This is a genomic window from Arthrobacter sp. N1, from assembly GCF_048288285.1.
GTDB lineage: Bacteria > Actinomycetota > Actinomycetes > Actinomycetales > Micrococcaceae > Arthrobacter_D.
Genome location: NZ_CP102608.1, coordinates 2,529,998 through 2,554,760, shown reverse-complemented (window position 1 = coordinate 2,554,760; position 24,763 = coordinate 2,529,998). Strand labels below are relative to the sequence as shown.

The window sequence follows — 24,763 nt, the reverse complement described above, 5'->3', positions numbered from 1 at the left end:
GAAGGCCTTGGGTGCGAGTGGTGATGTAGGGGGATCAGTGGGAGAGGATCTTGCCCAGGAAGTCCTTGGCGCGGTCGCTCCGGGGGTTGGTGAAGAACTCCTCCGGGGTCGCCTGCTCCATGATCTGTCCGTCGGCCATGAAGATCACGCGGTCGGCGGCACGTCGGGCGAAGCCCATCTCGTGCGTGACGACGATCATCGTCATGCCCTCCTTGGCGAGGGCGACCATCGCGTCGAGGACCTCGTTGATCATCTCCGGGTCGAGGGCGGAGGTCGGCTCGTCGAACAGCATCACCTTGGGCTGCATGGCGAGGGCGCGGGCGATGGCCACGCGCTGCTGCTGGCCGCCGGACAGTTGCGCGGGCAGTTTCTGGGCCTGGTTGTCGACGCCGACGCGCTTGAGCAGGGACATGGCGAGATCCTTGGCGGGACCGGGCTTCATACCCTTGACCTTGACGGGGCCGAGGGTGACGTTCTCGAGGATCGACTTGTGCGCGAACAGGTTGAAGGACTGGAACACCATGCCGACGTCGGCGCGCAGTTTCGCGAGTTCCTTGCCCTCCGCCGGGAGCACCTTGCCGTCGATGGTGATCTCCCCGTCGTCGATGGTCTCGAGGCGGTTGATGGCCCGGCACAGCGTCGACTTGCCGGAGCCCGAGGGACCGATCACCACGACGACCTCGCCGCGCGCGACGTCCAGGTCGATGTCGCGGAGCACGTGCAGGTCGCCGAAATGCTTGTTGACCTTGCGGAGGGAGACGAGGGGACGTGTCGAGGACGCAGGCGTAGACGGTTGCGCTTCACTTGTCATGGGAGAAATGTAGCGAACTATTCCTCCTCAGCAAGACGGAGCAGCCCGGCGGCGCCGATTGTGATTCAAGAGCAACCAAATCCGCAGCGTGTGCCGCTCGCTGGTTAGCCTAGGGAAATGTCTCCTTCCCAGCACCCTTCGGCATCCGGTGACGCGTGGCTCCCGGCAGCGGACGACGACGTCGCGGATCCGTCCGTCGCGGCGCCGTCGCGCGCGTCCGGTGAGGCACGTCCCCCCGGGCCGTCACAGGCCACGCGTCGTCGGGGATCGGTGGAACTGCGCCGCGGACAGGCGACCGGGCCGCAGTCCGACAACACCCTGCTCGACGCGCCGGATTCCGGTGCCTTCACGCGCACGGATCCGTGGCGGGTCCTGCGGATCCAGAGCGAATTCGTCGAGGGGTTCGGCACCCTGGCCGACCTCGGCCCGGCCATCAGCGTCTTTGGCTCCGCCCGGACGGCCCGCGACTCCCCCTTCTACGGTATCGGGGAGGAGGTGGGCCGGCGTCTGGTCGAGGCCGGCTACGCGGTCATCACCGGCGGCGGACCGGGTGCCATGGAAGCGGCGAACAAGGGTGCGTGCGAGGCCGGGGGAGTCTCCGTGGGGCTCGGCATCGAGCTGCCCTTCGAGCAGGGCATGAACGAGTGGGTGGACCTCGGCATCAACTTCCGGTACTTCTTCGCCCGCAAGACGATGTTCGTCAAGTACGCCAGCGGCTTCGTCGTCCTGCCCGGCGGCTTCGGGACGCTCGACGAGCTGTTCGAGGCCATGACGCTGGTCCAGACGGGCAAGGTGACGTCATTCCCGATCGTCCTGATCGGCGTCGACTACTGGCGGCCGCTGCTCGACTGGATCAGGGGCACCCTGCTCACGGAGGGGACCATCTCGGAGAAGGATCTGTCCCTTCTCCACCTCGTGGACACGGCGGAGGAGGCCGTCCGGATCGTCGCGGCGTCCGCCGGCCGTTCCGGCACTTCCTGAGCTTCACGCGGGCGCGCCTCTGGCACCATTGCCGTGTGACTATCTTCCTGGTGATCCTCGCCATCGTGCTGGTGGGTGCCACGGCGCTCCTCGCGTCCGGTCGGGAGGTGCCGGCGGTCCGGCGGCCCCGGGGCGCCCGGCGGGCGAAGCCGTCCGTCCTCCGCCGTGCCGCGGACGGGCCCGACGACGCGGCCGGGCGGGACCCGGCGGGCACCCCGACGGGTGACGACGACAGCCGGCTCCTGACGCCGGGCAGCGACGAGGACCCTTCGGCACGAAGAGACGGACTCGGGTTGGTCGAGCCGGTGGCGAGCCTCCCGCCGGTCCTGCTGCCCGATGATCCGTCGGGGACCGACGTCGATGCCGTGCGGTTCGGACTGGGCCTGCGCGGGTACCGGATGGACCAGGTGGACGAGGTCCTCGATCGACTCTCGAGCGCGCTCGAGGCCAGGGACGCCACGATCAGGGCCCTGCGGGCCGAGCTCGCGGGACGGGACGGACGCCGGTGAGCGGGGCTGTCCCGGGGTCGGACGGTCGCCTGCGCTGCGGCTGGGCCGTGTCCAGTGCGGAGTACGAGCGGTACCACGACCTCGAGTGGGGGCGGCCGGTCACGGGCGAGACGGCACTCTTCGAACGGCTGAGCCTCGAGGCGTTCCAGTCCGGCCTCAGCTGGATCACCATCCTGCGGAAGCGCGAGGCCTTCCGCTCCGCGTTCGCCGGGTTCGAGCCCCGCACCGTGTCCGCCTTCGGCCAGGCGGACATCGAGAGGCTCCTCGCCGACCCGGGCATCGTCCGGAACCGCCAGAAGATCGAGGCGACCGTCTCGAACGCCCGCGCGCTCCTCGCCCTGCCCGCCGGGACGACGCTCGGCTCGGTCCTCGCCGCCCACCGCCCTGCGCAGGTCGCCGCTCCGGCCACCCTCGCGGACGTCCCGGCCATCACGCCGGAGAGTACCTCCCTCGCCCGCACGCTCCGCGGTCTCGGCTTCCGGTTCGTCGGCCCGACGACGGCCTATGCCATGCTGCAGGCCACGGGCTACGTCGACGACCACCTCCAGGACTGCTGGGTGCGCGATGCACTGTCCGACGCCGCCCCCGCGATCGTGCCGGGGAGCAGCGCGGCCACGGGGGCGCGCCGCCCGTGATCAGCCGCGGACGGACCGACACGGCGACGGCGGCCGGCCCCGCTCCCGTCGCACGGAGCGGGCGCGGGACCGTCGTGTCCCGGCTTCTCGCGCACTGGTCCGTCCAGGTGCTCGTGCTCTTCCTCGCGGGGCGCCTCGTCAGCACGGCGATCCTCCTCCTCGCTGCATCCCGCCAGGGGGCAAGTCCCTGGTCCGGGCCCGCGCCCGCCTACGGCACCTTCATCAACTACTGGGACAGCGGGTGGTACGAGCGCATCTTCCGTGAGGGCTATCCGACGGACCTGCCCACGGACCTCTTCGGCATCGTCACGCACAACCAGTGGGCCTTCTACCCCCTGTACCCGGGTATCGTCCGCAGCCTCGACGTCGTCACGGGCCTCGGTTGGGGCGTCCTCGCTCCGCTGGTCGCGTGGCTCGCCGCTGCGGGCGCGGCCCTCGTGATCTATCGGCTGTTCCGGCTGCGGGCCGGTCACCGCACCGCGCTCGCGGGTGTCGCGGTCGTGTCGCTCGCCCCGGTCTCGCCGATCCTGCAGGTCCCCTACGCCGAATCCCTGCACCTCCTGCTCCTCGCCTCCGCGCTGCATCTCGTGTCGACGCACCGGTACTACGCGGCGATGCCCGTCGTCGTCCTCATGTGCCTGTCCCGTCCGGCGGGAGTGCCGTTCGCGCTGGCCCTCGGCGTCCTGTTCGTCCACGAGGTGTGGACCTGGCGCCGCGCGGGGGCGGATCCGGTGCTCCGGAGGGAATCGGCCGGCCGGATCCTGCCCCTGCTGCTGCTCGGTGGCGTCGCGTCGCTCTCCGCCGTGGCCTGGCCCCTCATCGCCTGGATCGCGACGGGTCGGCGCGACGCCTACGTCGCCACCGAGACCGCGTGGCGTGGCGAGGCGCTCACCCCCTTCCTCCCGTGGTTCGAGAACCCGGCGGCCCTCATCGGGCCGGCAGCGGCGTCCCTCGTGATCCTGGCGCTCCTTCTCGGCGGGATCGGACTGTTCTCCGCGCGCCCCGTCCGGTCGCTCGGGCTGGTCCTGAATGCGTGGTGCGCCGCCTACCTGCTGTACCTCGCGGCCTTCTGGGACCCGCAGTCCAGCACCTGGCGCATCCTCGTGCCGCTCTTCCCCCTCGCCCTCGCCGCTGCGTCACTGCAGCGAGGCAGGATCCTCTGGGTGCTCCTGCCGCTCTCGGCGGTCCTGCAGTTCCTCTGGGTCGACTCGCTGTGGGGCTGGACTCCCACGGGATCGAACGGGGATTATCCACCCTGAGTGTGATCCACGCCGCACCCGAATTAGCAGGAGCAGGGCTTGTGCTGAATAATGAAGGGGATGACGTGCACCGCCGGGCCTCTCACCGGGTCGACGGGACGGAGCACCGTTTACTGTCGCGCTACCGCTGACCGCGGTTGCGCCCTGTTGAAAGGGACACCCCTATGGCTGCCATGAAACCGCGTACCGGCGATGGACCGATGGAAGTCACCAAGGAGGGGCGCAGCCTCATCATGCGGGTACCCATCGACGGCGGCGGACGCCTGGTCGTGGAACTCAACGCGGAAGAGGCAGGCAACCTCAAGGACTGCCTGCTCACCGTCACCGGCTGACACCGCTCCGTCCACCCGCCGCCCCCGCTTCGCGATCAGGCCTTCTTCGCGGTCAGGCCCTCTGCTTGACGGCGAGGAGGAGTCCCGTGCCGGTCGGGAGGAGTGCCGAGACGAGGGAATCGTCGTCTCGGACCATCCGGCCCACCTGCCGCAGCGTGTTGGTCGACTGCTCTCGGACGGCGGGTTCCGCCACGCGGTCCTGGTCGAGGGCATCGTTGACGATGAGGATGCCGCCGTCCTTCAGCAGGCGGATCGCCTGCTCCACGTACGCCGGGAGTCCCGCCTTGTCGGCGTCGATGAAGACGAGGTCGTAAGCGCGATCCGTCAGCCGGGGCAGGACGTCCGCGGCGCGCCCCGAGATGGTGCGGGTCCGGTTGGAGGGTATGCCCGCTTCCGCGAAGGCCTCCCGAGCCGCCCGGAGATGATCGACGTCGGAATCGATCGTGGTCAGCACGGCGCTCCGTCCGAGCCCCCTCAGGAGGCAGACCCCCGAGACGCCGGCACCCGCGCCGACCTCGACCGCCGTCGTCGCCTTCGAGGCAGCCGCCAGCACGGTTAGGGCAGCGCCGACTGCAGGTGTCACCGGAGAGACGCCCAGCTCATGGGACCTGTCGCGGGCACGGAGCAGGATGTCGTCCTCGTCGGGAAGCCCTTCCGTGTAGGACCAGCTGCTGTGTTTGTCGGCGGCCATGGGCATCCGTTCTGTTCTGGGATAAGGGGGACTGTCGGAGGCCGGAGCCCCGCCCCAACACTACTGTCTGGGCTGCTCGCACTTCCATGCGGGCGGCCGTTCCGGACCGTTCGCCGATGAGCCGGAGAGTAACCGACAGCGAAGCCGATACCCGGAATGAACACACGCCGGCCTGCCAGCTACCTCCCAGCTTGGTGCGAAAGACTTCGAACTCGGGGCATCCGGCACGAGCACGGTCCCGAATCCCTGATACCACCGCCTGCTGCATGGGCATCGGCGTGGTGGCCCGATCGGGATACGCGGCGAAAAGGGGTAGATGATGTCCAGCGTGAAGGCGGCACAGCCCGCTGGTGGGTCCGCAGTGGCGGACGATCCCATCCTCGATGAGCACGGCAACCCGTGGGTGGCCCCGTCCTGGGAAGAAGTGGTCACCAACTACTCGCCGAAGGTCTACCGCCTGGCCTACCGCCTGACCGGGAACCGCTTCGACGCCGAGGACCTCACGCAGGAGGTCTTCGTGCGGGTCTTCCGGTCCCTCGCGAACTTCAAGCCGGGCACCCTCGACGGCTGGCTGCACCGCATCACCACCAATCTCTTCCTCGACCAGGCGCGGCGCAAGACCCGCATCCGGTTCGACGGCCTGACGGAGGAGGCCGAGAGCCGCCTCCCCAGCAAGCACCCCGGCCCCGAGCGCAGCTTCGAGTTCAACAACCTCGACATCGACGTGCAGTCGGCGCTCGAGGAGCTCCCCCCGGATTTCCGGGCCGCCGTCGTGCTGTGTGACCTCGAAGGCCTGGCGTACGACGAGGTGGCACAGGTGCTGGGGGTCAAGCTCGGCACCGTACGCTCGCGCATCCACCGTGGCCGCACGATGCTCCGCGAGAAGCTTGCCCACCGCGATCCGCGACCCACCGGAGGAAGCGGCACTGCCCTGGGCGTCCCGCGGATCGCCGGTCTGGGCTAGGGACGGTGCTTCACCCCCGTCGCCTCCTGCAGGACCTCGTGGACGGCGAACTGCCGGACCGGCGCCGGATCGGCGTCGAGCGCCACGTCGCCCGCTGCTCCGCGTGCGCTGCGTCCGTGTCCAGGCTCCGCGCCCTCAAGAGTGCCCTGCTCGGCCTGCACAGGCCCGTACCCGACCCGGAGTTCCAGCGACGACTGCTGGCTCCCACCGCCGCGGTCGAGGCTCCTCCGCGGTTCCAGCGGCGTGAGGACCGGGCAGGATCGAGTGCTGCGTTCGTCCGGGACCATCACGAGCGGACCGAGCCCCACCGGCGCCGTCGTACCGCCGTTGCCGCAGCCGGCGGGACCGTCGTCGTGGCCGGGGTGATCCTCGGCAGCGCCTATATCGTCGGGTCCGAGGCCGCCTCCACCACGATCGAGGCGGCCGACGGCTCCACCGCACTCCGTGCAGGCTGGGAGTCGGTGGCGCCGCGCACCCCGACGACCCTCGACGCCGAGCAGCTGGACACCCTCCGAGCCGGAGGGTGGTACTGCCCGGAGCTCGAATCGCTCGGGTTCACGCTCAGCAGCGCCGAAGGGATCACGGTGGACGGCAGGCCCACGCTCGAGCTCACCCTCGAGAACGACGGCTCCACCGTCACGGTCTACGAACAGAGGAAGGTCGGCGACGAGGGCGGGGGTGCGGCTGCACCCTTCAGCGCCGTGACAGGGCGCGTCGTCACGGCCGACGGCTTCGAGCACGTCGGCGGAGCCGACCGCGACCTGTGGGTGCGCTCGGGCGAGCCGTGGCAGGTGGTGCTGGATTCCCCGACGGTCACGTACACCGTGGTGTCCTCGATGCCTGCCGCCGCCATGCCGCAGACACTGAGCCAGCTCGTGACCACGGAGCACGCCCAGCTGGCCGTGACTCCACCCCGCCAGGAGGAATCGATGATGGAGCGGATCGTCCGGGGACTGTCGATGATCACGCACCCCGGGGGAAGCTCCCACTAGCCGCGGTCCACCGGCCGGTCGGATGACTCGGGCACGACGGTCCGGTAAATCGTCGGCGATGCATGGCGGGGTCCCACCGCGGGGACACCCGTGACGGTGACGGGCCTCCGGGCGGGAAGGTAGTCTTTTCAGGTGTTGGGAATCAACGGCCTCGAACTCGTGGTCCTGGCGATCATCGCCGTCGTGGTGCTCGGCCCGGAGCGCCTTCCGGAGTACGCCGCCCAGCTCGCTCGGCTCGTGAAGGGCCTCCGCCGCATGGCCAGCGGAGCACGCGAGCAGCTCCGGGAGGAAGTGGGACCGGAGCTCGACGAGGTCGACTGGCGCAAGCTCGACCCCCGCCAGTACGACCCGCGGCGCATCATCAAGGAAGCCCTCCTCGACGACATCGAGGACGTCTTCAAGCCGGTCAGCGAGGGTGCCCCGAAGCCTGTCGCCGCCGCCGCGCCCGCTGCCGCCGCACTCGCTTCTGCCCGACCTGCCGTGACGGTTCCCCTCGGGCCGCGTCTCGAAGCAGGACAGGCCGCCCCCTACGATCTCGAGGCGACCTGAGCCCTGCGTGCACGCCTACCGTGGCGTGACGTTCAGCCTCAGTCCGTCGAGGCCGCGCGGACGGCGGGCCAGGGCGCCGGCGATCCGCACGAGTTCGATACCCGCCCTGGATGCCAGGTGGTCGAGGACCAGGGGGACGCCGTCGTCCCCGCCCTGCCGGAGGGCGACGTCCAACGGGATGCTGCCGAGCAGGGGGATGTCGATTCCCAGCGTCGCCGTCAGGCGGCCCGCCACCGCCCCACCCCCGCCGCTCCCGAAGAGGTCGAGCCGGGTGCCGTCGGGCGACTCGAGCCACGACATGTTCTCGATCACCCCCGCCACCCCCTGGCCGGTCTGCGCCGCCATCGCCCCTGCGCGCTCCGCCACGTCCGCCGCGGCGCCCTGCGGAGTGGTCACCACGAGCAGTTCCGAGGTCGGCAGGAGCTGGGCCACCGAGATCGCGATGTCGCCCGTGCCCGGCGGCAGGTCGAGGAACAGGACGTCCAGGTCGCCGAAGTAGACGTCCGTCAGGAACTGCTCGAGTGCACGGTGCAGCATGGGCCCTCGCCAGGAGATGGGCTGGTTGCCCTCGACGAACATGCCGATCGAGATGACCTTCACGTCATGGGCGACCGGCGGCAGGATGAGTTCGTCCACGCGGGTGGGCTGCTGGGTGATCCCCATGAGTGCCGGTACGGAGAACCCGTACACGTCGGCGTCGACGATGCCCACACGGAGCCCCTGTGCGGCCATCGCGACCGCCAGGTTGACGGTGACGCTGGACTTGCCCACGCCGCCCTTTCCGCTCGCGACGGCGTAGACCCGCGTCAGTGAGCCAGGATCGTTGAAGGGGATGCCCCGGCGGCCGCCGGCGCCCTTCAGCCGTTCCTTGAGGGCATCGCGCTGCTCCTGGTCCATCACGCCGAGGTCGACCTCGACCCGCCCGACGCCGGGGACGGCGGACAGTGCCGCCTCGGTGTCCTGCACGATGGTGTCGCGCAGCGGGCACCCGGCGATGGTGAGCAGGACGCGGATGCGCACCGTCGCCCCCTCGACGGACACCGTGTCGAGCATGCCGAGTTCGGTGATGGGGCGGCGCAGTTCCGGATCGATCACCGTGGCGAGGGCGGCGTGGACGGCGTCCTCCGAGGGCCCGCCGACGGGAAGGTCGCTGCTCACCGGACGGGCTTCCTCCCGGCCGACTGGACCTTGGGCATGGCCACGGTGTTCTCCGGGGGCTTCCGTGGCTTGCGCTTGTGGAGGGTCAGCTCCTGGCCGTCCGTCGTCTCCAGCAGTTCCTCGAGGACCGACCGCAGCTCCGACCGGACGTAGTCGCGCGTGGCGACCTCCCGCAGGGCGATGCGCAGCTCAGCGATCTCGCGGGTGAGGTACTCGGTGTCCGAGAGGTTGCGTTCCGCCCGTTGCCGATCCTGCCGCAGGGAGACGCGGTCGCGGTCGTCCTGCCGGTTCTGGGCGAGCAGCAGCAGGGGGGCGGCGTAGGAGGCCTGGAGGGACAGCATGAGGGTGAGTGCCGTGAAGCCCAGGGCCGCGCTGTCGAACCGGAGGCCCGCCGGACCGAAGGTGTTCCAGCACAGCCAGATGATGCAGAACACCGTCATGTAGAGCAGGAACTGCGGTGTGCCCATGAACCGCGCGAAATTCTCCGTCGCGCTGCCGAACCGGTCGGGGTTCGGCCGCGGGCGGTTGAGGAACCGCTTCCGCGTCTCCTTGGGCGTGTCCAGCCCCCGGGAGCTAGACCTCATCTTCTCAGCCACGGCGGCCACCCCGTTTCGGTTCCGGTGCATCGTCCTGCGCCCGCCAGTCGTCCGGGAGCAGGTGGTCGAGGACGTCGTCGACCGTCACCGCGCCGACGAGGCGCCCCTCGGTGTTGACGACCGGCAGCGAGTTCAGGTTGTAGGTCGCGAGGATGCGCGACACCTCGCTGACGTCCGCCTGATCGCCCACCGCCTCGAGACCGGTGTCGATGATGTTGCCGAGCGGCTCGGGCGGGGGGAAGCGGAGGAGCTGCTGGATGTGCACGACGCCCAGGTAGCGGCCCGTCGGCGTCTCGAGCGGTGGGCGGCAGACGAAGATCGAGGAGGCGAGGGCAGGTGTGAGTTCCTCCCGGCGCACGTGCGCCAGGGCCTCCGCCACGGTGGCCTCCGGCGGCAGGATGACCGGGACCGTCGTCATGAGGGATCCCGCGGTGTCCTCCTCGTACTCGAGCAGGCGGCGCACGTCCTCGGCGTCCTCGGGCTCCATGAGCTGGAGGAGCTCCTCCTTCTGGGCCTCGGGCAGCTCGTTGAGGAGGTCGGCGGCGTCGTCCGGGTCCATCTCCTCGAGGACGTCGGCCGCCCGCTCCCGGGTGAGCGAGGTCAGGATCTGCACCTGGTCGTCGTCGGGCAGTTCCTGGAGGACGTCGGCGAGGCGGTCGTCCTGCAGCTCCCCGGCGACCTCGATGCGGCGCTTGTCGTTCATCTCGTGCAGGGCGTCGGCGAAGTCGGCCGCTTTCAGGTCGTCGTGCTGGGCGACGAACTGCGTGGCCCCCTGGGGCTCGTCGGTGGCGCCGTGGAAGGCGTCGAGCCAGTCGATGATGATGCGCTCACCGCCGCGCCGCAGCCCGCGCAGCGGGGAGGTCGAACCACCTCGTCGGACGAAGAGCTGCGACACGTGCCAGTCACCCGCGCGGTTGCGCTCCATCGCGACGTCCTCGACGACCGCGTTCCCGCTGCCGTCGCGCAGCGTCAGCCGGCGGTCGAACAGCTCCGCGACCACGAGCATCTCCGCCCCGCGCTGTTCGAACCGGCGCAGGTTGACCAGGCCGGTGCAGATGATCTGCGACGGATCCATCGAGGTGATCCGGGTCATGGGGACGAAGACGCGTTTCTTCCCGGGCACCTCGACGACGAGGCCGATCACCTGCGGCGGTTTGCCCGGACCGCGGTCGAGTACCACGGCGTCACGGAGACGCCCGAGGCGGTCACCAAGGGGGTCGAAGACGTCGAGGCCGAGGAGCCGGGCGACGAAGACGCGGGTCGGGTTGGTAGTCACCGCCCTAGGCTATCGGGCGGCACACGACCGGGTGGCATCCTGCGGCCGTGCGACGCCCGGACGGTCGTCCGGCGCGTTCCCGGCAGGCGTGCGGCGGACACCGGGCGAACTGCCAGTTCACTCCCGGCGATACCGCCCCCACGGACGGCGGTGGTACGCAAGAATGGGGAGCATGTCGACACCACCTCTCGGAACAACTGCCTCCCGCGACCTGGGCCGCGTGCTGCCCACCGGCGAGACGATCGGGCGGTACACCAGCTACCTCGATGCGCAGAAGGCCGTGGACTACCTCGCCGACAACAAGTTCGCCGTGCAGCGCGTCGCGATCGTGGGCAACGACCTGAAGGCCGTGGAGCGGGTCACGGGGCGCCTCAGCTACCCCCGCGTGGCCCTGAGCAGTGCGCTGTCCGGCGCCTGGTTCGGACTGTTCGTCGGCCTGATCCTGAGCCTGTTCGCGAACAGCGACATGGTCAGCACGGTACCGTCCTCGATCCTCCTCGGGGCCATCTTCTGGCTGCTCTTCGGCGTCATCACCTACGCGTTCCAGCGCGGCAAGCGGGACTTCACCTCGACGAGCCAAGTGGTCGCGACCAGCTACGACCTCCTCGTCGAGCCGAGCCTCGCCGGTGAGGCGCGCCGGTTGCTGCAGCAGCTGCCCATGAACGGTCAGGCCCAGCATCCCGGCAGCAACCCGGCGGCGTGGGGCCAGGGGCAGCAACCACCCCAGCAGGGACAGGCACCGGAGCGACCAGCGTCCTGGAACGATCCGTTCCCCACCCAGCAGCCCCAGCAGCAGCCCGGACAGGCGCAGCCCGCGGACGTCGAGGGTCAGGCGACGGGCTCGACGGCCGGACCCGGCACCACCGGACCGCGGCGCGGACAGTTCCCGGACCTGCCCGACGGCCGCCCCCAGTACGGGGTCCGCGTCGAGGATCCGGCCGGACGTGCGATGCCCGGCCCCGACGGGACGCAGGTCGGCGCCGATGGTTCCGCCGCAGGCACCGAGGGGCCGGGAGCGCACCAGCAGGGCGCGCAGGCGCCCGGGGACGGCGACGGTCCGGCCGGCTCCGGTTCCTCGGCGGTCGGCGGACCGCGCTAGTCGAGGGTGCGATCGACGCCGACGAGTCGGCGTCGATCGAAGCGAGAGAACGAAAAGGCAGGGACCCCGCGGTCCCTGCCTTTCCTGTCCCCCCGGCGCCGGGGCCCGCGACTACTCCCCGGATGGGCCCCAGATCCCGGCCATCCAGTCCTCCACGTCCTCGGGCTTCCGCGGGAGGGCGGCACTCAGGTTGACCGGCCCGTCGGCGGTCATCAGGATGTCGTCCTCGATCCGCACGCCGATGCCCCGGTACTCCTCGGGCACGGCGAGGTCCTCGTCCTTGAAGTACAGGCCGGGCTCGATCGTGAACACCATGCCCTCGGTCAGCACGCCGTCCAGGTACAGTTCCCGCTTCGCCTGGGCGCAGTCGTGCACGTCCATGCCGAGGTGGTGGCTGGTGCCGTGCGGCATCCACCGTCGGTGGTGCTGGCCCTCATCCGCGAGCGCTTCCTCGAGCGTGACCGGCAGCAGTCCCCAGGCATCGAGGTTCTCGGCGAGGACGGTGACGGCGGCGAGGTGGATCTCACGGAACTTCCGGCCGGGCTGCGCTGCGGCGAAGCCGGCGTCCGCCGCGTCGAGCACCGCCTGGTAGACCTTCCGCTGGACGTCGGAGTACCGGCCGTTGACGGGAAGGGTCCGGGTGATGTCTGCGGTGTACAGGCTCTCCGCTTCGACGCCGGCGTCGAGGAGCAGGAGCTCCCCGGCCTTCACCTGCCCGGTGTTGCGGATCCAGTGGAGGGTGGTCGCGTTGTTGCCGGAGGCCGCGATGGTGTCGTAGCCGAGGTCGTTGCCCTCCTCCCGGGCCCGCGTGAAGAAGGCGCCCTCCACGACGCGCTCGCCGCGGGGGTGGCTGATGGCGCGGGGGAGGGAGCGGACCACCTCGTGGAATCCGCTGACGGTCGCCGCGACGGCGGCCTCCATCTGCTCGATCTCCCAGGCGTCCTTGATGAGCCTCAGCTCGGACAGGGCCTCGGCGAGCACGGCGTCCAGGGCGTCGGCCTTCTCCAGGTCCACCCCCGTGTTGATGCGTGAGGTGTCCACGAGGGCGTCGGCGTTGAGGTCCACCTCCCGGAGCAGGCGGATCCCGGTTCCGCCGATCTCGACCACACCGGCGTCCTGGGTGATGGCGACCTCGAGGTCGCCGAGGTCCGCGGTCTCGAGGGCGAGCTGAGCCCTGATCTGCGCCATGGACAGCCGCTGGCCGATCCAGAACTCGCCGTACCGGGCGTTGGCGTAGAACTCCGCGCTGTCCCGTCCCGCCAGTTCGCGGAAGTACAGCGTGGCGACGTGGTGGCCGCCGTCGTCGCCCGTCCCGGGATCGACGGGCTCGAGGACGAGGACGGCGTCCGGCTCGTGGTCGAGGCCGAGGCCCGTCAGGTGGGCGAACCCGGAGTGCGGGCGGTACCGGTAGTCGGTGTCGTTCGAGCGGACCTTGAACGGGCCGGCCGGGATCACCAGGCGCTCGCCGGGGAAGCGGTCGGAGACGGCACGCCGGCGTCGGGCGGCGTGCGCGGCGACGGGCGCCTCGGGCGGCAGCTCCTCCGAGGACCGGGCCCAGTCGCCGGCCATGAAGGCCTTGAAGGCGTCGGAATCGGGCCGCTGCGAGCGGTTCTCGTTCCGATCGGAGAGGGGCTGGCCCTCGGGGGAGTCGGTGGGATTCAGGCCTGCGGGTGCGGTGTCGTCGGTGCTCACCCCGTCATCGTCTCACCGGGGCGGCATGGCAGGAAAGTCGGGCCGTTGAGGAGTCCGGGCGCCGAGGTGTGGAGCAGCAGCAGGGACGACAGCGACAGGACACCCCACGACGACGATCGCGATCGCCATCGTCCGGGCAGGACAGCGGGCCGCGTCGTCGAGCGGCCGCTGCGGACGATCACCGCAGGAGCGAGGAGGGGCGTGCCGCGGGGAAGCTCGTCCTGCTCATCGCCGAACACCGCCGGGGAGTCGACAGGAGCTGCCCCCTCCCGGCGCGTAGATTGGATCCGGTGAGAATCGACCTGCACACGCACTCCAACGTCTCGGACGGCACCGAGGCCCCCGACGTCCTGATCGCCTCCGCCGCGACCGCAGGCCTCGACGCCGTCGCGCTGACCGACCACGACTCGACCGCGGGGTGGAGCAGGGCATTCACCGCGGCCGGCGCACTGGGAATCACCTTCGTCCCGGGTATGGAGGTCTCCTGCCGCACGGACACCGGCATCAGCGTGCACGTCCTGTCCTACCTGCACGATCCGCTGCACGCCGGGCTGGGCGAGGAGATCGCCAAGTCGCGGCACGCACGCCTCACGCGGGCCCGCCGGATGGTCGAGCTCATGTCCGAGGACTACCCGATCACGTGGGAACTGGTGCAGGAGCACGTGACCGAGGGCGCGACCGTGGGACGTCCGCACATTGCCGATGCCCTGATCGCGCTCGGGATCGTGACGAGCCGGTCCGAGGCCTTCGAGCGCATCCTGACCGCGCGGTCGCCGTACTGGGTCAGCCACTACGCACCGCATCCGGCAGCCGCCGTCGCGCTCATCCGCGAGGCGGGCGGCGTCCCGGTCTTCGCGCATCCGTCCGCGTTCAACCGCGGGGCCGTGGTGGGCGGCGCCGTCATCGACGAGATGATCGACGCCGGACTCCTGGGCCTCGAGGTGGAGCACCGGGACAACCCGGAGGGCGCCCGCGTCGAGCTGCGGCGCATCGCCCGCGACAACGGCCTGCTCGTGACCGGCTCCAGCGACTATCACGGCACCGGCAAGCCGAACCTGCTCGGGGAGAACGTGACGAGCGCGGAGACCCTCGAGGCGATCATCGGTCTGGCCACCGGGACCCGGGCGGGCTGACGGGCGTTCCGGTCCGCCCTCCGGGCACCAGCGGCCTGCAGGACGGATGCCCGGTGGACCGGCTAGGGTGCTCCGGTCCAGGGGGCCAGGCGCCGCTCCATGATCCCGATGGCCTGCGGATTGCTGTCGACGCAGACGAAGCGCCGGCCGAGCTTACCGGCGACGGCGCCCAGGGTCCCCGACCCCGCGAAGAAGTCCAGGACCCAGTCGCCCTCGCGGCTGCTCGCGGCGACGGCACGCCGCAGCAGCCCCTCCGGCTTCTGCGTGGGATATCCGGTCTTCTCCCGGCCGGTCGGGGACACGATGGTGTGCCACCACACGTCGGTGGGCAGCTTGCCGAGCGCCGCCTTCTCCGCCGTCACGAGGCCGGGAGCCATGTAGGGTTCCCGGTCCACCTCGTCGCTGCTGAAGTGGTACCCGGCCGGGTCCTTCACGTACACGAGGATGTTGTCGTGCTTCGCGGGCCACTTCCGCTTCGCCCGGGCGCCGTAGTCATAGGCCCAGATGATCTCGTTCAGGAAGCAGTCGCGCCCGAAGAGGGCATCCAGCATCACCTTGGCGTAGTGCACCTCGCGGTAGTCGAGGTGCACGTAGAGCGTGCCGTCGGCGGCGAGGAGTCGCCAGGCCTCGGCGAGCCGCGGGGCGAGGAAGTCCCAGTAGTCCTCGAACACGTCGTCGTAGCTCGCGAGGATGCCCTTCACGGTCGAGTAGGACTGTCCCTTGAAGCCCACGCGGTCACCTGACCCCGGGGCCGCCCGCACCATCGAGGTCTGCTGCCGCCGCTGCGCACGGCCGGTGTTGAACGGCGGATCGACGTAGATCATGCTGAACGACGCATCGGGCAGGGTGGGCAGGTACTGGGCGTTATCGGCGTGGACCACGAGATTGGCGCCGTCCGCGCTCCACACGGGAAACACGGACGGCGCAGGAAGTTCCGTCACCGAGGACTAGTCCTCCGAGCCGCCGGCAGGGTTCCCGACGACCTCGCCGTTGCGGCGGCGCGTGCGGCTCCGGCGGGGGCGGTCGCCCGCAGCCGTCTCGCCGGACACGGCGTCGGCGGCACAACGGCGGCGTCCGCCCTCGGGGTCGGCTGCCCCGGTCGCTGCGGGTGCTGCAGCGGACGACGTCGACTCGGCGGGACCGTTGCTGTCCGCTCCGCGGCCGCCGCGGCCGCGGCCTCGCGAGCCCCTGCCGGAGTCGCGCTGCTGTCCGCCTGCTGCGCCGTCGCGGCTCTGGCCACCCCGCCCGCCGTCTCGGCTCTGTCCGCGACCGCCCGCGCCCGCGGCACCACCGGCGCCGTCCGGGCGCCCGCCGCCACGCTTGCCGGTCTCGCCGAGGTCCTCGAGGGTCTCGGCGTTGATCCCGGCGAGCTTGCGGTCCTTGCGGGGCAGCCGGCCCTTGGTGCCCACGGGGATGTCCAGATCGGTGTACAGGTGCGGCGACGACGAGTAGGTCTCGACCGGCTCGGGCGCGTCGAGGCCGAGCGCCTTGTTGATCAGGCCCCAGCGGGGCACGTCGTCCCAGTCGACGAAGGTGACCGCGGTGCCCTTCTTGCCGGCGCGGCCCGTGCGGCCCACGCGGTGCAGGTAGGCCTTCTCGTCCTCGGGGCACTGGTAGTTGATGACGTGCGTGATGTCCTCGACGTCGATGCCGCGGGCAGCGACCTCGGTGGCGACGAGCACGTCGATCTTGTCGCCGCGGAAGGCGCGCAGGGCCTGCTCGCGGGCTCCCTGGCCGAGGTCGCCGTGGATGGCGCCGGCCGCGAAGCCACGGTCGATGAGCTCCTCGGAGAGCTTCGCCGCGGTGCGTTTGGTCTTGCAGAAGATGATGGTCCGGCCGCGGTTGCGGGATTGGAGGATCCGGGCCACGACCTCGGCCTTGTCGAGGTTGTGAGCCCGGTAGATGACCTGCCGGATGTCCTTCTTGGTGATGCCCTCGTCCTCGGGGTCCGCTGCCCGGATGTGCGTGGGCTGGGTCATGTAGCGGCGCGCCATCGCGATGACGGGGCCGGGCATGGTCGCGGAGAAGAGGAGTGTCTGGCGGACCGGCGGCGTCGCGGCGATGAGGGTCTCGACGTCGGGCAGGAACCCGAGGTCCAGCATCTCGTCGGCCTCGTCCAGCACCACGATCTTGACGTTCTTCAGGACCAGGAGCTTCTGCCGGTACAGGTCGATCAGGCGGCCGGGGGTCCCGACCACGATCTCGACGCCCCTCTTGATGGCCTCGATCTGCGGCTCGTAGGCACGCCCGCCGTAGATGGTGACGATGCGCGCGTTGCGCTTCTTCGCCGCCGTCGTGAGGTCACCTGCCACCTGCACGGCGAGTTCGCGCGTGGGGACGACGACGAGGGCCTGCGGTGCACCGGGGACGGGCAGCTTCTCGTAGCCGGCGTCGTCCGGCCCGACGACACGCTGGATCGCCGGGATGCCGAAGCCGAGCGTCTTGCCGGTTCCGGTCTTGGCCTGGCCGATGATGTCGTGTCCGCCGAGCGCGATGGACAGGGTCATCGCCTGGATGGGGAAGGGGTGGGTGATGCCCGCATCCGCGAGGGATTCCACGATGTCCGGGCGGACGTTGAAGTCGGCGAAGGTCTCCGCGACGGGAGCGTGGGGCTCCTCGGTGGTGACCAGCGTCTCCTCGACGTCGATGGCGTCCTCGGAGTTGTCGGCGACGAGGTGGTGGGCGTCGGCCGCGGGGGAACTGTTCGTGTCGTGATCTGTGTTGTGCACGTTCTACCGTTCATTCAGGCCGTACGGCCGCTGAGGCTCGACGCCCGGATGGAGTCCATCCGGTGCGGAGCGTATCGGCGGGCGCAGGGCGTCCAGTGGAAGCCGATCGCGGGCTTGCAACTGCGTGCGGGCTGCGGAGGGAGACCTGCGCCCGCGGGAAAACTCGGGATCGAGTAGGTACTGCGGGTTATCGAAGAGGGATAACGACCGGGCATCCATTACTACGCTCCAAGCCTACCCTGCCCGCCCCCGGGAGCGTGTCATCGCCCGCGCGTGCACGCCGCGCCGGGTGCGGGGTCACCGCGCGTCAGTGGGTTTGACCTCGAAGCGGAGGCGCCGGCGGGCGATGTCCGCCTCGAGGAGCACCACCGTCACGCGCTCTCCCGCCACCAGCTCCCCGTAGCACTTCGCCTCCAGCGGCGGCTCGGTGACCTGGACCGTGCCCGAGAGCCGCGGTGCCTGCTTCCCGGGTGCGTCCGCCACGGCGGGTGGGGAGGCCTGCAGGACGACGGCGGAGAACGCCTCGCCGATGCGGTTGCTCAGCAGCGCGGCCTGCACGGCGTCCATTGCTCCGGAGTCGAGGCGTGACGCCGTCTGGTTGGACGACGCCATGAGGGCGTTGAGGTCGGGAAGGACGTCCCGCACCCAGGCGGGCACCTCCTCGCCTGCACAGAGCGATGCACAGATCACGAGGACGAAGCGGTCGACGAGCCGGCGCAGGGGAGCGGTGGTGTGCGCGTACGGGGCGGCGATGGCGGACTGGACGACGGCCTCGGGCACCTCGCCGTCGAAGGCCGTGTAGCCGGCGCCGCGGAAGAGCGAGGCCGCGGCGTGCATGAGGGCCAGCTGCCGGGGATCGGTCACGTCCAGCGTGCGGAGGAACGCGCCGTAGGGGAGGTCCTCGGGCCACGGGTGGTCGAGCGCCTCCGACTGCCGCCGGAACTTGCCGAGCGCGCCGTCGTCGGGCTCGGGCATGGTGCGCAGGACGCCGATGCCGCCGTCGATCATCATGCGCGCGGCCGCCATGCCCGTCATGAGCGAGATCTGGGCGTTCCAGTCCTCGCAGGGGAGCGCCGGCTCGGTGAGGATGCTGTAGCTCTCGCCGTCGTGGATGATCTCCTGGCGGGGGAGGTTGAGGCTGGCTCCGCCGCGGTCGAGTTCCTGCTGGATGCGGAGCAGGCCGATCTCCTGCAGGAGATCGGCCTGCGCGTCCGCCCTGCCGGCGTCCACGTCCGCCTGGACCTCCGCATAGGTGAGCTGGCGGCGGCTGCGCACCACGGCCCGCTCGACCGTCACCGATCGGACGACGGCGGCAGCGTCCAGCCGGAAGTGCCAGACGAAGGCGGGCCGGTCCTCCTCGGGCAGGAGACTTGCGGCGTCCTCGGAGATGACCTCGGGATGCAGTGAGATGCGGCCGTCCGGAGCGTACATCGTCTGTCCGCGCAGCCGTGCCTCGGCGTCGATCGCGCCGCCCGGAGCAACGAACAGCGGGACGTCCGCGATGGCGTACCAGACCTCGAACCCGCCCGCGGGCTCCGGGAGGCGGGCCAGATGGACGGCCTGGTCGAGGTCGGTGGACCCCGGCGGGTCGATGGTCAGGAACGGGAGGTCACGGAGGTCTGCACTCGGCGGGCGGTGCGCGGCAACCGCCTCCTCCGCCTCCCGCAGCACGTCGGCCGGGAAGTCCTCCCTGATGTCGAGTTCCTCGCGCAGGAGTCGCAGCGACTCCGTGAGGCGCTGCTGGGACTCCCGGTCCCTCAGATCCATATGCTGTGCTGGCACAGGGCTCAGGGTAATGCACGTCACAGACATCCGGTGCGAGCACGGCCCGGTGGCGCTGCGGACCCTGTCCGGTGTCGGCCGGGGCGCGCGGGCGTCCGGATCCTGCCGTCAGTCGGTCGGCGGGCGCAGGGAGTCGACGGCCTTCGCGACGCGGCGCGTCCGTGTATCCGCCCCCTTGGCCTGCTCGATCGGCACCACGAGGGCCTTCCGCCGGCTGACGGACAGGGCGTCGAACGCGGCGACGAGCCGCGGATCCGACGACAGGGCGACGGCGAGATCCTCCGGCACGTCGACCGTCCGCTCGGCGAGGTCCAGTTCGAGGCGGACGTGCACGGTCTGGCGCGCGGTCAACCCTGCGGCAGCGCGGTGATCCCCGCTGACGGGGATCATCGCGCGGCCGTTCAGGGAACCGACGGTGGTGCGGAACGTGTAGGAGCCGAGCGTCACCCGAACCGGCGGGCGCCGTCCGCCGTCGAGCGCAGCAAGGACCTCCTCGGGCACCTCGATGCCGGTCGCGGTGCGGCCCGAGAGCTCGAGGACACCCGAGAAATCCATCTGGTCCTGCCTTCCGCCCGGCATCCTGCCGGAGCCTCGCCCGTCCGTGCGATGATCACCCGCCACGGTCCGGAGGTGATGATCCTAGACCGCTTCGGCGCGCCGGGGACAGAGGGATCCGCACACGGTCCTCGGACGCGCTTGCCGGACCCCCCGGAGTGCGTACTCTTAGCAGAATGAACAACGGCTCCTCCGACAGCACGGCCCTTTCCGCGACCGATACGGGCCGGACGCAGGACCGGTCTGCCGGAGCATCTGTCGGCGCCGGTGCGCCGACGTCACCGGCTGGACCCGGTGCGCGGCATGCATCGGTCCCGGCCGATGCCGGGCAGCTGCCGGCGAGTGCCGCGGACGACGCACTCGGCAACCCCCGCTACGCGAGCTTCGTCACCGACCTCCTCGGTGTCATCGCCTACGGTGAGCTGTCCGGTTTCGAGCGACTCTCCTCCGATGCCCGTTTCTCGCCCAGCCTCGCGGACCGGGCCAGCCTCGGGCGGCTCGCAGTCCTCGAGTTCGAGCACTTCGAGCTGGTCAGCCGGTTCGTGGCCGGTCTCGGCGTCACGATCGAGGACGCCATGGCGCCGTTCCAGGCCTCGGTCGATGCCTTCCACGAGCGCACCCGCCCGGGCGACTGGTACGAGTCCCTGATGAAGGCCTATGTCATCGACGCCTTCTCCGGCGACTTCTACCGGGCGCTCGCCGACAGCCTGGACCCGAGAACCCGTGACCTGATCGGCGCGATCGACTCGGGCGACGGCGCCGCGCACCTCCAGCGGCGCCTGAAGGAGGCCCTGGCGGACGATCCGCGGCTCGCCTCCCGGCTCGCGCTCTGGGGGCGGAGGCTCGTGGGAGAGGCCCTGACGCAGGCTCAGCGCGTCGGGATCGAGCGGGAGTACCTGGCGGGACTGCTCTTCGCCAACGAGGCCGACCACACGCAGCACACCACCGCCCTGTTCTCGCAGCTCACGAGGAACCATTCGCGGCGCATGAGTGCGCTGGGCCTCACGGCCTGACGCCCGGCGCCGGTCGAGGGACCGGGCACCGGTGCCCGCCGCGCCGTCCGCACCCTGCCTCGCCCCGGCACAGCTCCCGACAGGGGCCGGACACACGAGAACCCGCGGCCGATGACCGGGGCCGCGGGTTCTCGTCGGACGAGGATCAGGAGTGCTAGAGGGCGCCGAACCCGACGCGGCGGGATTCCTCGGCGCCGATCTCCACGTACCCGAGGACGGAGGTCGGGACGATGACCTGGCGACCCTTGGAGTCCTTCAGGCGGAGCTCGGAACCGCCGCCCATGGCTGCTGCGACGAGGTCGGCGATGGCGTCGGCGCTCTCGGAGGACTCGAGCACGATCTCCCGGTTGACGTTCTGGATACCGATCTTGACTTCCACGGCGGATGCCTCCTGTGTAGTGAGCGTTACTGCTTCGAACCTACTCTAGATCTCCTTGGGGAAGCGGCTGATTCCGCGCCAAGCTAAACGGTAGATCAGCTCCGCGGCGGCATCGATGTCGAGGCTGCCATCCGTCTCGAGCCAGTAGCGGGCGCTGATCTGCGCCATCCCGGCGAGGCCCCGGCCCAGGAGCGTCGCCTCCACCGTCGAGAGCTGGGTGTCGCCGGCGATCACGCCGGCGATCGCGCTCGCGAACTGCGCGTTGAACTCCTCGAGCCTGCTGCTGACGTCGGGCTCGTTGCTGATGTCCGACTCGAAGACGAGCCGGTGCGCCCGGCTGTCCTGGGCGATGAACTGGAAGTAGGCACGCATCGTCGCGTGCACCCGCAGCTTGTTGTCGTCGGTGGAACGCAGGGCGTCGTGGAGCAGCTGGGTGAGCTCGGCCAGGTGGCTGTCCAGCAGGGCGAGGTACAGGTCCCGCTTCCCGGGGAAGTGCTGGTACAGCACGGGTTTGCTGACCTTGGCCGCGACCGCGATGTCGTCCATCGCGGCCCCGTGGTAGCCGTTGCCGACGAACACCTCCTGCGCTGCCGCCAGGAGTTGCCGACGTCGCTCGTCCCGCGGCAGCCGGACGGCTTTTCCTGCGGTGCTCGGGTCGGCGCTCACGGGGAATCCTCGGGTCCTGGGGGCGGATGGGGCCAGATCAGTCTACCCATCAGTCCTCCTGCGATGGCTCCACCGGTGCGCGGCGGAATACCCTTGGGCATGACCGCTTCACCGACCGCTCCGAACACTTCCGCCGACGTCGGGACACCGATCGGGACGCCGACGGGGGCGCCGTCCGGGCCGTCGGTCGGGGCGCGTTCCGGGAGGCCGCCCACGACCGTGTCCGGCCTGCCCGCGCTCGTGGAGCCGGCAGCCGGCCTCACCCCCGAGGAGATCCTGCGCTACTCGCGCCACCTGATCATCCCGGGCTTCGGCATGGAGGCGCAGCTGCGGCTGAAGAACGCCCGGGTGCTGGTGATCGGCGCCGGCGGCCTCGGTTCGCCCGCGCTGCTCTACCTCGCGGCAGCGGGCGTCGGCCTGCTCGGGATCGTGGACGACGACGACGTCGAGCTCTCCAACCTGCAGCGGCAGGTCATCCACGGCATGGCCGACCTCGGGCGGTCCAAGGCGGAGTCCGCCCGGGCGAGCATCCTGGAGCTCAACCCGCTCGTCGGCGTGGTGCTGCACGAGGAGCGGCTCGACCGTGGGAACGCGCTGGACCTGTTCTCGCAGTACGACCTGATCGTCGACGGCACCGACAACTTCGCCACGCGCTACCTGGTGAACGACGCCGCGGCGATCCTCGGCAAGCCCTACGTCTGGGGGTCGATCCTGCGCTTCGACGGCCAGGTGAGTGTCTTCTGGCAGGGCCACGGACCGACGTACCGCGACCTCTACCCGGAGGCGCCGCCGCCCGGCTCCGTACCCTCCTGCGCCGAGGGCGGGGTGCTCGGCGTGCTCTGCGCGCAGATCGGTTCGGTCATGGTCAACGAGGCCATCAAGCTGATCACGGGCGTGGGCACCACCCTCCTCGGGCGGGTCCTGGTGTTCAATGCACTGGACATGAGCTGGCGCGAGTTGCGCGTGCGCCCCGACCCGTCGGCGGAGCGGATCACGGAGCTGATCGACTACGAGCAGTTCTGCGGGGTGCCCTCGGTCGGTTCCGGCGACGCCGGCACGGCCGGGACGAGCGAGGACGGGCCGGTTCCCCTGGTGACGGTGGACGAGCTGGCGGAACTCCTGGCCGCACGGTCCGCCGGCAGCGTGGACTTCGACCTGCTGGACGTCCGGAACCCGGAGGAGTACGCGATCGTCGCCATCGAGGGAGCCCGGCTGGTCCCGCAGCACCTCATCCTCGACGGCGAGGACCGGATCGATGCCGCCCGTCCCGTGATCGTCCACTGCAAGTCAGGGGTGCGCTCGGCCGCCGTCGTCCGCTTCCTCCGTGCGCAGGGCCACCCCGACGCGCGGTCCGTGCAGGGCGGGATCATCGAATGGATCGGCCGGATCGAGCCCGGGAAGCCGGGGTACTGAGCGGCGTCCCCGGGGGACGGGACGGCCGCGACGGTCGCAGGGGACTGGCGGAGTCAGGCGCTTCGGGCGGGGCGCCCGTGATCGACGGGGCACACGGCGCCATCGGGGTGGACATGGCCGGTGTGCGGCGGAACGGCAGGCGGCAGGGCCGCGTCCGAGGTCCCGGTCCCCTTCTCGGCCGCTGGAGCCACCTCGATGCCGTAGAGGGCCTCGAGTGCTGCGGTGTACTCGTCCTGGCGACCCTCGGTGGCGAGCTCACGCGCCCGTACGGTCGGGACGTGGAGAAGCTGGCGGACCATGCGGCGGAGGGCGAACTCGACCTCCTCGGCGGCAGCCGTGCACCCGTGCTGCGCTCGGACGCGCTCCATCTCGGAATCGAGCACGGCCTGCGTGTGCTGCCGGAGGGCGACGATCGCAGCGTTCATCGCGCGGGTCGCCTGCTGCTCCTCGAAGGTGCGGGCGGCGTCGCGCACGAGGTCGCCGGCCTGGGCGAGCGCGTCCGCCTGCTCCTCGGGGGCCGCTGCTCGGACGGATTCGAGCGTGATGAGCTCGACGTCGTCGAGCATGCCGACGGCGGGATCGAAGTCGTGGCTGAGGGCGAGGTCGATCACGACGAGCGGCCGGTTGCCGCCCTCGCGGATCCGCTGGAGGTCGGCCGCATCGATCCGCGCGTCGCTGCCGCTGCAGCCGATGACGACGTCGGCGCGGCGCATCGCTCCGGGGAGGTCGGCGGCGGTGACGGCAGTGCCGCCGCGCGTGGCGACGAAGGCCTCGGCGCGACCGGACGAGGAGAACACCGAGATGTCGGTGCAGCCGCGGTCTTTGAGTGCTGCCATGGTGGCGCCCGCGTAGGCGCCGGTCCCGAAGAGCACGACCGTCTTCCGTGACCAGTCGGCGTCCGCGGAGATGTCCCCGGCGAGTTCGAGGGCCACGGAGACGATCGAGCGGCCGCGGCTGCCGAGCGCTGTCTGCGCCCCGACGTCCTTCGCGGTCCTCGACGCGGCCTGGAAGAGACGCACGAGCCCGCCGCTCGCAGCCCCCGAACCCTGCGCGTCGATGAGGGCGCGCCGGACCTGGCCGGCGATCTCGCGCTCGCCGATCACGGCGGAATCCAGTCCGGCGCCGACGGCGAAGAGGTGCTCGGCGACGTCCTGGCCGGTATGGGTCTCGAAGGATGCCGAGACGGACTGCTCGGGAATGCCGGAGTACTCGCTGATCGTCGAGACGATGGCGGATCGTGCCGCTTCGACGTCGTCCTCGGACGGTGCCTCGGCGTAGATCTCGAAGCGGTTGCAGGTGGCCAGCACGACGGCGCCGGAGACAGCGCTGTCATCGGCGAGCACGGCGGCAGGAACCTGGGGGGCCCCGACGCTCAGTCGGGCGACCGTCTCCAGGTCCACATTCGAGTGTGTCGCTACAAGTGAAAGAAGTACCACAACCCCTCGATCATACCGAGAACGGCCCTTCCCCACTGAATAGGCCAGCCTTACCGGAGCTTGCAATCCGCGGAATCCTGCGGAATCCTGCCCCACTCGGACGGGCGTGATCT

At 70.7% G+C, this 24,763-nt stretch carries 26 protein-coding genes; 12 read left to right on the top strand and 14 right to left on the bottom strand.

Translation table 11 applies throughout. The features are described 5' to 3' along the window. Nucleotides 1-34 precede the first annotated feature (34 nt). Nucleotides 35-811 carry an amino acid ABC transporter ATP-binding protein gene (locus tag NVV32_RS11815; RefSeq protein WP_055768573.1) on the bottom strand — a complete coding sequence of 259 codons (777 nt, stop codon included), beginning with the start codon at nt 809-811 and terminating at the stop codon, nt 35-37. 117 nt (nt 812-928) lie between these two features. On the opposite strand from NVV32_RS11815, the gene NVV32_RS11810 reads away from it, so the two are divergent. The 5 genes from NVV32_RS11810 to NVV32_RS11790 all read left to right on the top strand — a co-directional run bounded on the left by NVV32_RS11810 (nt 929) and on the right by NVV32_RS11790 (nt 4,527). Then, nucleotides 929-1,792: a TIGR00730 family Rossman fold protein gene (locus NVV32_RS11810; RefSeq protein WP_422390290.1), complete on the top strand. Its 864-nt coding sequence runs from the start codon at nt 929-931 to the stop codon at nt 1,790-1,792. A gap of 35 nt (nt 1,793-1,827) precedes the next feature. Continuing rightward, on the top strand, nt 1,828-2,301 hold the full coding sequence (locus NVV32_RS11805; RefSeq protein ID WP_422390289.1) for a DivIVA domain-containing protein: 474 nt from the start codon (nt 1,828-1,830) through the stop codon (nt 2,299-2,301). Further along, on the top strand, nt 2,298-2,936 hold the full coding sequence (locus tag NVV32_RS11800; protein WP_422390288.1) for a DNA-3-methyladenine glycosylase I: 639 nt from the start codon (nt 2,298-2,300) through the stop codon (nt 2,934-2,936). Before NVV32_RS11805 ends, NVV32_RS11800 begins: the two co-directional genes overlap by 4 nt. Further along, nucleotides 2,933-4,195: a hypothetical protein gene (locus NVV32_RS11795; protein ID WP_422390287.1), complete on the top strand. Its 1,263-nt coding sequence runs from the start codon at nt 2,933-2,935 to the stop codon at nt 4,193-4,195. The genes NVV32_RS11800 and NVV32_RS11795 overlap by 4 nt, the downstream gene beginning before the upstream one ends. Before the next feature lie 164 nt (nt 4,196-4,359). After that, the gene (locus tag NVV32_RS11790) at nt 4,360-4,527 is read left to right on the top strand and encodes a DUF3117 domain-containing protein (RefSeq protein ID WP_082471292.1); all 168 of its coding nucleotides are present in this window, start codon (nt 4,360-4,362) and stop codon (nt 4,525-4,527) included. 52 nt (nt 4,528-4,579) lie between these two features. Here NVV32_RS11790 and NVV32_RS11785 read toward each other — a convergent pair whose 3' ends face one another. Further along, nucleotides 4,580-5,218: an O-methyltransferase gene (locus NVV32_RS11785; protein ID WP_422390286.1), complete on the bottom strand. Its 639-nt coding sequence runs from the start codon at nt 5,216-5,218 to the stop codon at nt 4,580-4,582. A 316-nt stretch (nt 5,219-5,534) separates the two neighbouring features. Between NVV32_RS11785 and sigE the strand changes: the two genes are divergently transcribed. The 3 genes from sigE to NVV32_RS11770 all read left to right on the top strand — a co-directional run bounded on the left by sigE (nt 5,535) and on the right by NVV32_RS11770 (nt 7,723). Next, entirely contained in the window at nt 5,535-6,182 is a 648-nt protein-coding gene (sigE, locus tag NVV32_RS11780) for an RNA polymerase sigma factor SigE (RefSeq protein ID WP_055768584.1), read from the top strand. 5 nt (nt 6,183-6,187) lie between these two features. Beyond that, complete coding sequence (locus NVV32_RS11775; protein WP_422390285.1) at nt 6,188-7,174, top strand: anti-sigma factor family protein; 987 nt, start codon at nt 6,188-6,190, stop codon at nt 7,172-7,174. Nucleotides 7,175-7,306: 132 nt separating this feature from the next. Then, complete coding sequence (locus tag NVV32_RS11770) at nt 7,307-7,723, top strand: Sec-independent protein translocase TatB (protein WP_422390284.1); 417 nt, start codon at nt 7,307-7,309, stop codon at nt 7,721-7,723. A 15-nt stretch (nt 7,724-7,738) separates the two neighbouring features. Here the strand turns inward: NVV32_RS11770 and NVV32_RS11765 are convergent, their stop codons facing one another. The 3 genes from NVV32_RS11765 to NVV32_RS11755 are packed head-to-tail and all read right to left on the bottom strand — an operon-like array spanning nt 7,739 to nt 10,753. Further along, nucleotides 7,739-8,881, bottom strand: coding sequence for an Mrp/NBP35 family ATP-binding protein (locus NVV32_RS11765; protein WP_422390283.1), 1,143 nt, complete (start codon nt 8,879-8,881; stop codon nt 7,739-7,741). Then, nucleotides 8,878-9,477: a DUF1003 domain-containing protein gene (locus tag NVV32_RS11760; protein ID WP_055769318.1), complete on the bottom strand. Its 600-nt coding sequence runs from the start codon at nt 9,475-9,477 to the stop codon at nt 8,878-8,880. The genes NVV32_RS11765 and NVV32_RS11760 overlap by 4 nt, the downstream gene beginning before the upstream one ends. Continuing rightward, complete coding sequence (locus NVV32_RS11755; protein ID WP_422390282.1) at nt 9,470-10,753, bottom strand: magnesium transporter MgtE N-terminal domain-containing protein; 1,284 nt, start codon at nt 10,751-10,753, stop codon at nt 9,470-9,472. The genes NVV32_RS11760 and NVV32_RS11755 overlap by 8 nt, the downstream gene beginning before the upstream one ends. A 172-nt stretch (nt 10,754-10,925) precedes the next feature. Here NVV32_RS11755 and NVV32_RS11750 point away from each other — a divergent pair, with 172 nt between their 5' ends. Next, on the top strand, nt 10,926-11,852 hold the full coding sequence (locus tag NVV32_RS11750; RefSeq protein WP_422390281.1) for a general stress protein: 927 nt from the start codon (nt 10,926-10,928) through the stop codon (nt 11,850-11,852). 111 nt (nt 11,853-11,963) lie between these two features. Here NVV32_RS11750 and NVV32_RS11745 read toward each other — a convergent pair whose 3' ends face one another. Both NVV32_RS11745 and NVV32_RS11740 read right to left on the bottom strand, forming a co-directional pair. Then, nucleotides 11,964-13,544, bottom strand: coding sequence for an aminopeptidase P family protein (locus NVV32_RS11745; protein ID WP_422390280.1), 1,581 nt, complete (start codon nt 13,542-13,544; stop codon nt 11,964-11,966). Continuing rightward, a complete protein-coding gene (locus NVV32_RS11740) occupies nt 13,541-13,783 on the bottom strand; it encodes a hypothetical protein (RefSeq protein WP_055768601.1) in 243 nt (80 codons plus the stop codon). The genes NVV32_RS11745 and NVV32_RS11740 overlap by 4 nt, the downstream gene beginning before the upstream one ends. A 51-nt stretch (nt 13,784-13,834) precedes the next feature. Between NVV32_RS11740 and NVV32_RS11735 the strand changes: the two genes are divergently transcribed. Further along, a complete protein-coding gene (locus tag NVV32_RS11735) occupies nt 13,835-14,677 on the top strand; it encodes a PHP domain-containing protein (RefSeq protein WP_055768604.1) in 843 nt (280 codons plus the stop codon). 62 nt (nt 14,678-14,739) lie between these two features. Here the strand turns inward: NVV32_RS11735 and NVV32_RS11730 are convergent, their stop codons facing one another. From NVV32_RS11730 to NVV32_RS11715, 4 genes are all read right to left on the bottom strand, one after another. Then, nucleotides 14,740-15,618, bottom strand: coding sequence for a DNA-methyltransferase (locus tag NVV32_RS11730; protein ID WP_422390279.1), 879 nt, complete (start codon nt 15,616-15,618; stop codon nt 14,740-14,742). A 6-nt stretch (nt 15,619-15,624) separates the two neighbouring features. After that, entirely contained in the window at nt 15,625-17,406 is a 1,782-nt protein-coding gene (locus NVV32_RS11725) for a DEAD/DEAH box helicase (RefSeq protein WP_422390278.1), read from the bottom strand. Between the two features lie 297 nt (nt 17,407-17,703). Further along, nucleotides 17,704-19,188, bottom strand: a complete 1,485-nt coding sequence (locus tag NVV32_RS11720; RefSeq protein WP_422390277.1) for an RNB domain-containing ribonuclease — start codon at nt 19,186-19,188, stop codon at nt 17,704-17,706. Between the two features lie 108 nt (nt 19,189-19,296). Continuing rightward, nucleotides 19,297-19,743: a YdeI/OmpD-associated family protein gene (locus NVV32_RS11715; protein WP_422390276.1), complete on the bottom strand. Its 447-nt coding sequence runs from the start codon at nt 19,741-19,743 to the stop codon at nt 19,297-19,299. A 176-nt stretch (nt 19,744-19,919) separates the two neighbouring features. Here NVV32_RS11715 and NVV32_RS11710 point away from each other — a divergent pair, with 176 nt between their 5' ends. Continuing rightward, complete coding sequence (locus NVV32_RS11710) at nt 19,920-20,756, top strand: ferritin-like fold-containing protein (protein ID WP_422390275.1); 837 nt, start codon at nt 19,920-19,922, stop codon at nt 20,754-20,756. A 154-nt stretch (nt 20,757-20,910) separates the two neighbouring features. Here NVV32_RS11710 and NVV32_RS11705 read toward each other — a convergent pair whose 3' ends face one another. Further along, nucleotides 20,911-21,135: a DUF3107 family protein gene (locus NVV32_RS11705; protein WP_191931541.1), complete on the bottom strand. Its 225-nt coding sequence runs from the start codon at nt 21,133-21,135 to the stop codon at nt 20,911-20,913. A 45-nt stretch (nt 21,136-21,180) separates the two neighbouring features. Continuing rightward, on the bottom strand, nt 21,181-21,801 hold the full coding sequence (locus NVV32_RS11700; protein ID WP_422390274.1) for a TetR/AcrR family transcriptional regulator: 621 nt from the start codon (nt 21,799-21,801) through the stop codon (nt 21,181-21,183). Between the two features lie 99 nt (nt 21,802-21,900). Here NVV32_RS11700 and moeB point away from each other — a divergent pair, with 99 nt between their 5' ends. Further along, on the top strand, nt 21,901-23,214 hold the full coding sequence (gene moeB / locus NVV32_RS11695) for a molybdopterin-synthase adenylyltransferase MoeB (RefSeq protein ID WP_422390273.1): 1,314 nt from the start codon (nt 21,901-21,903) through the stop codon (nt 23,212-23,214). Nucleotides 23,215-23,267: 53 nt separating this feature from the next. Here the strand turns inward: moeB and NVV32_RS11690 are convergent, their stop codons facing one another. After that, on the bottom strand, nt 23,268-24,650 hold the full coding sequence (locus tag NVV32_RS11690) for a glutamyl-tRNA reductase (protein WP_422390272.1): 1,383 nt from the start codon (nt 24,648-24,650) through the stop codon (nt 23,268-23,270). Nucleotides 24,651-24,763: the final 113 nt, after the last annotated feature.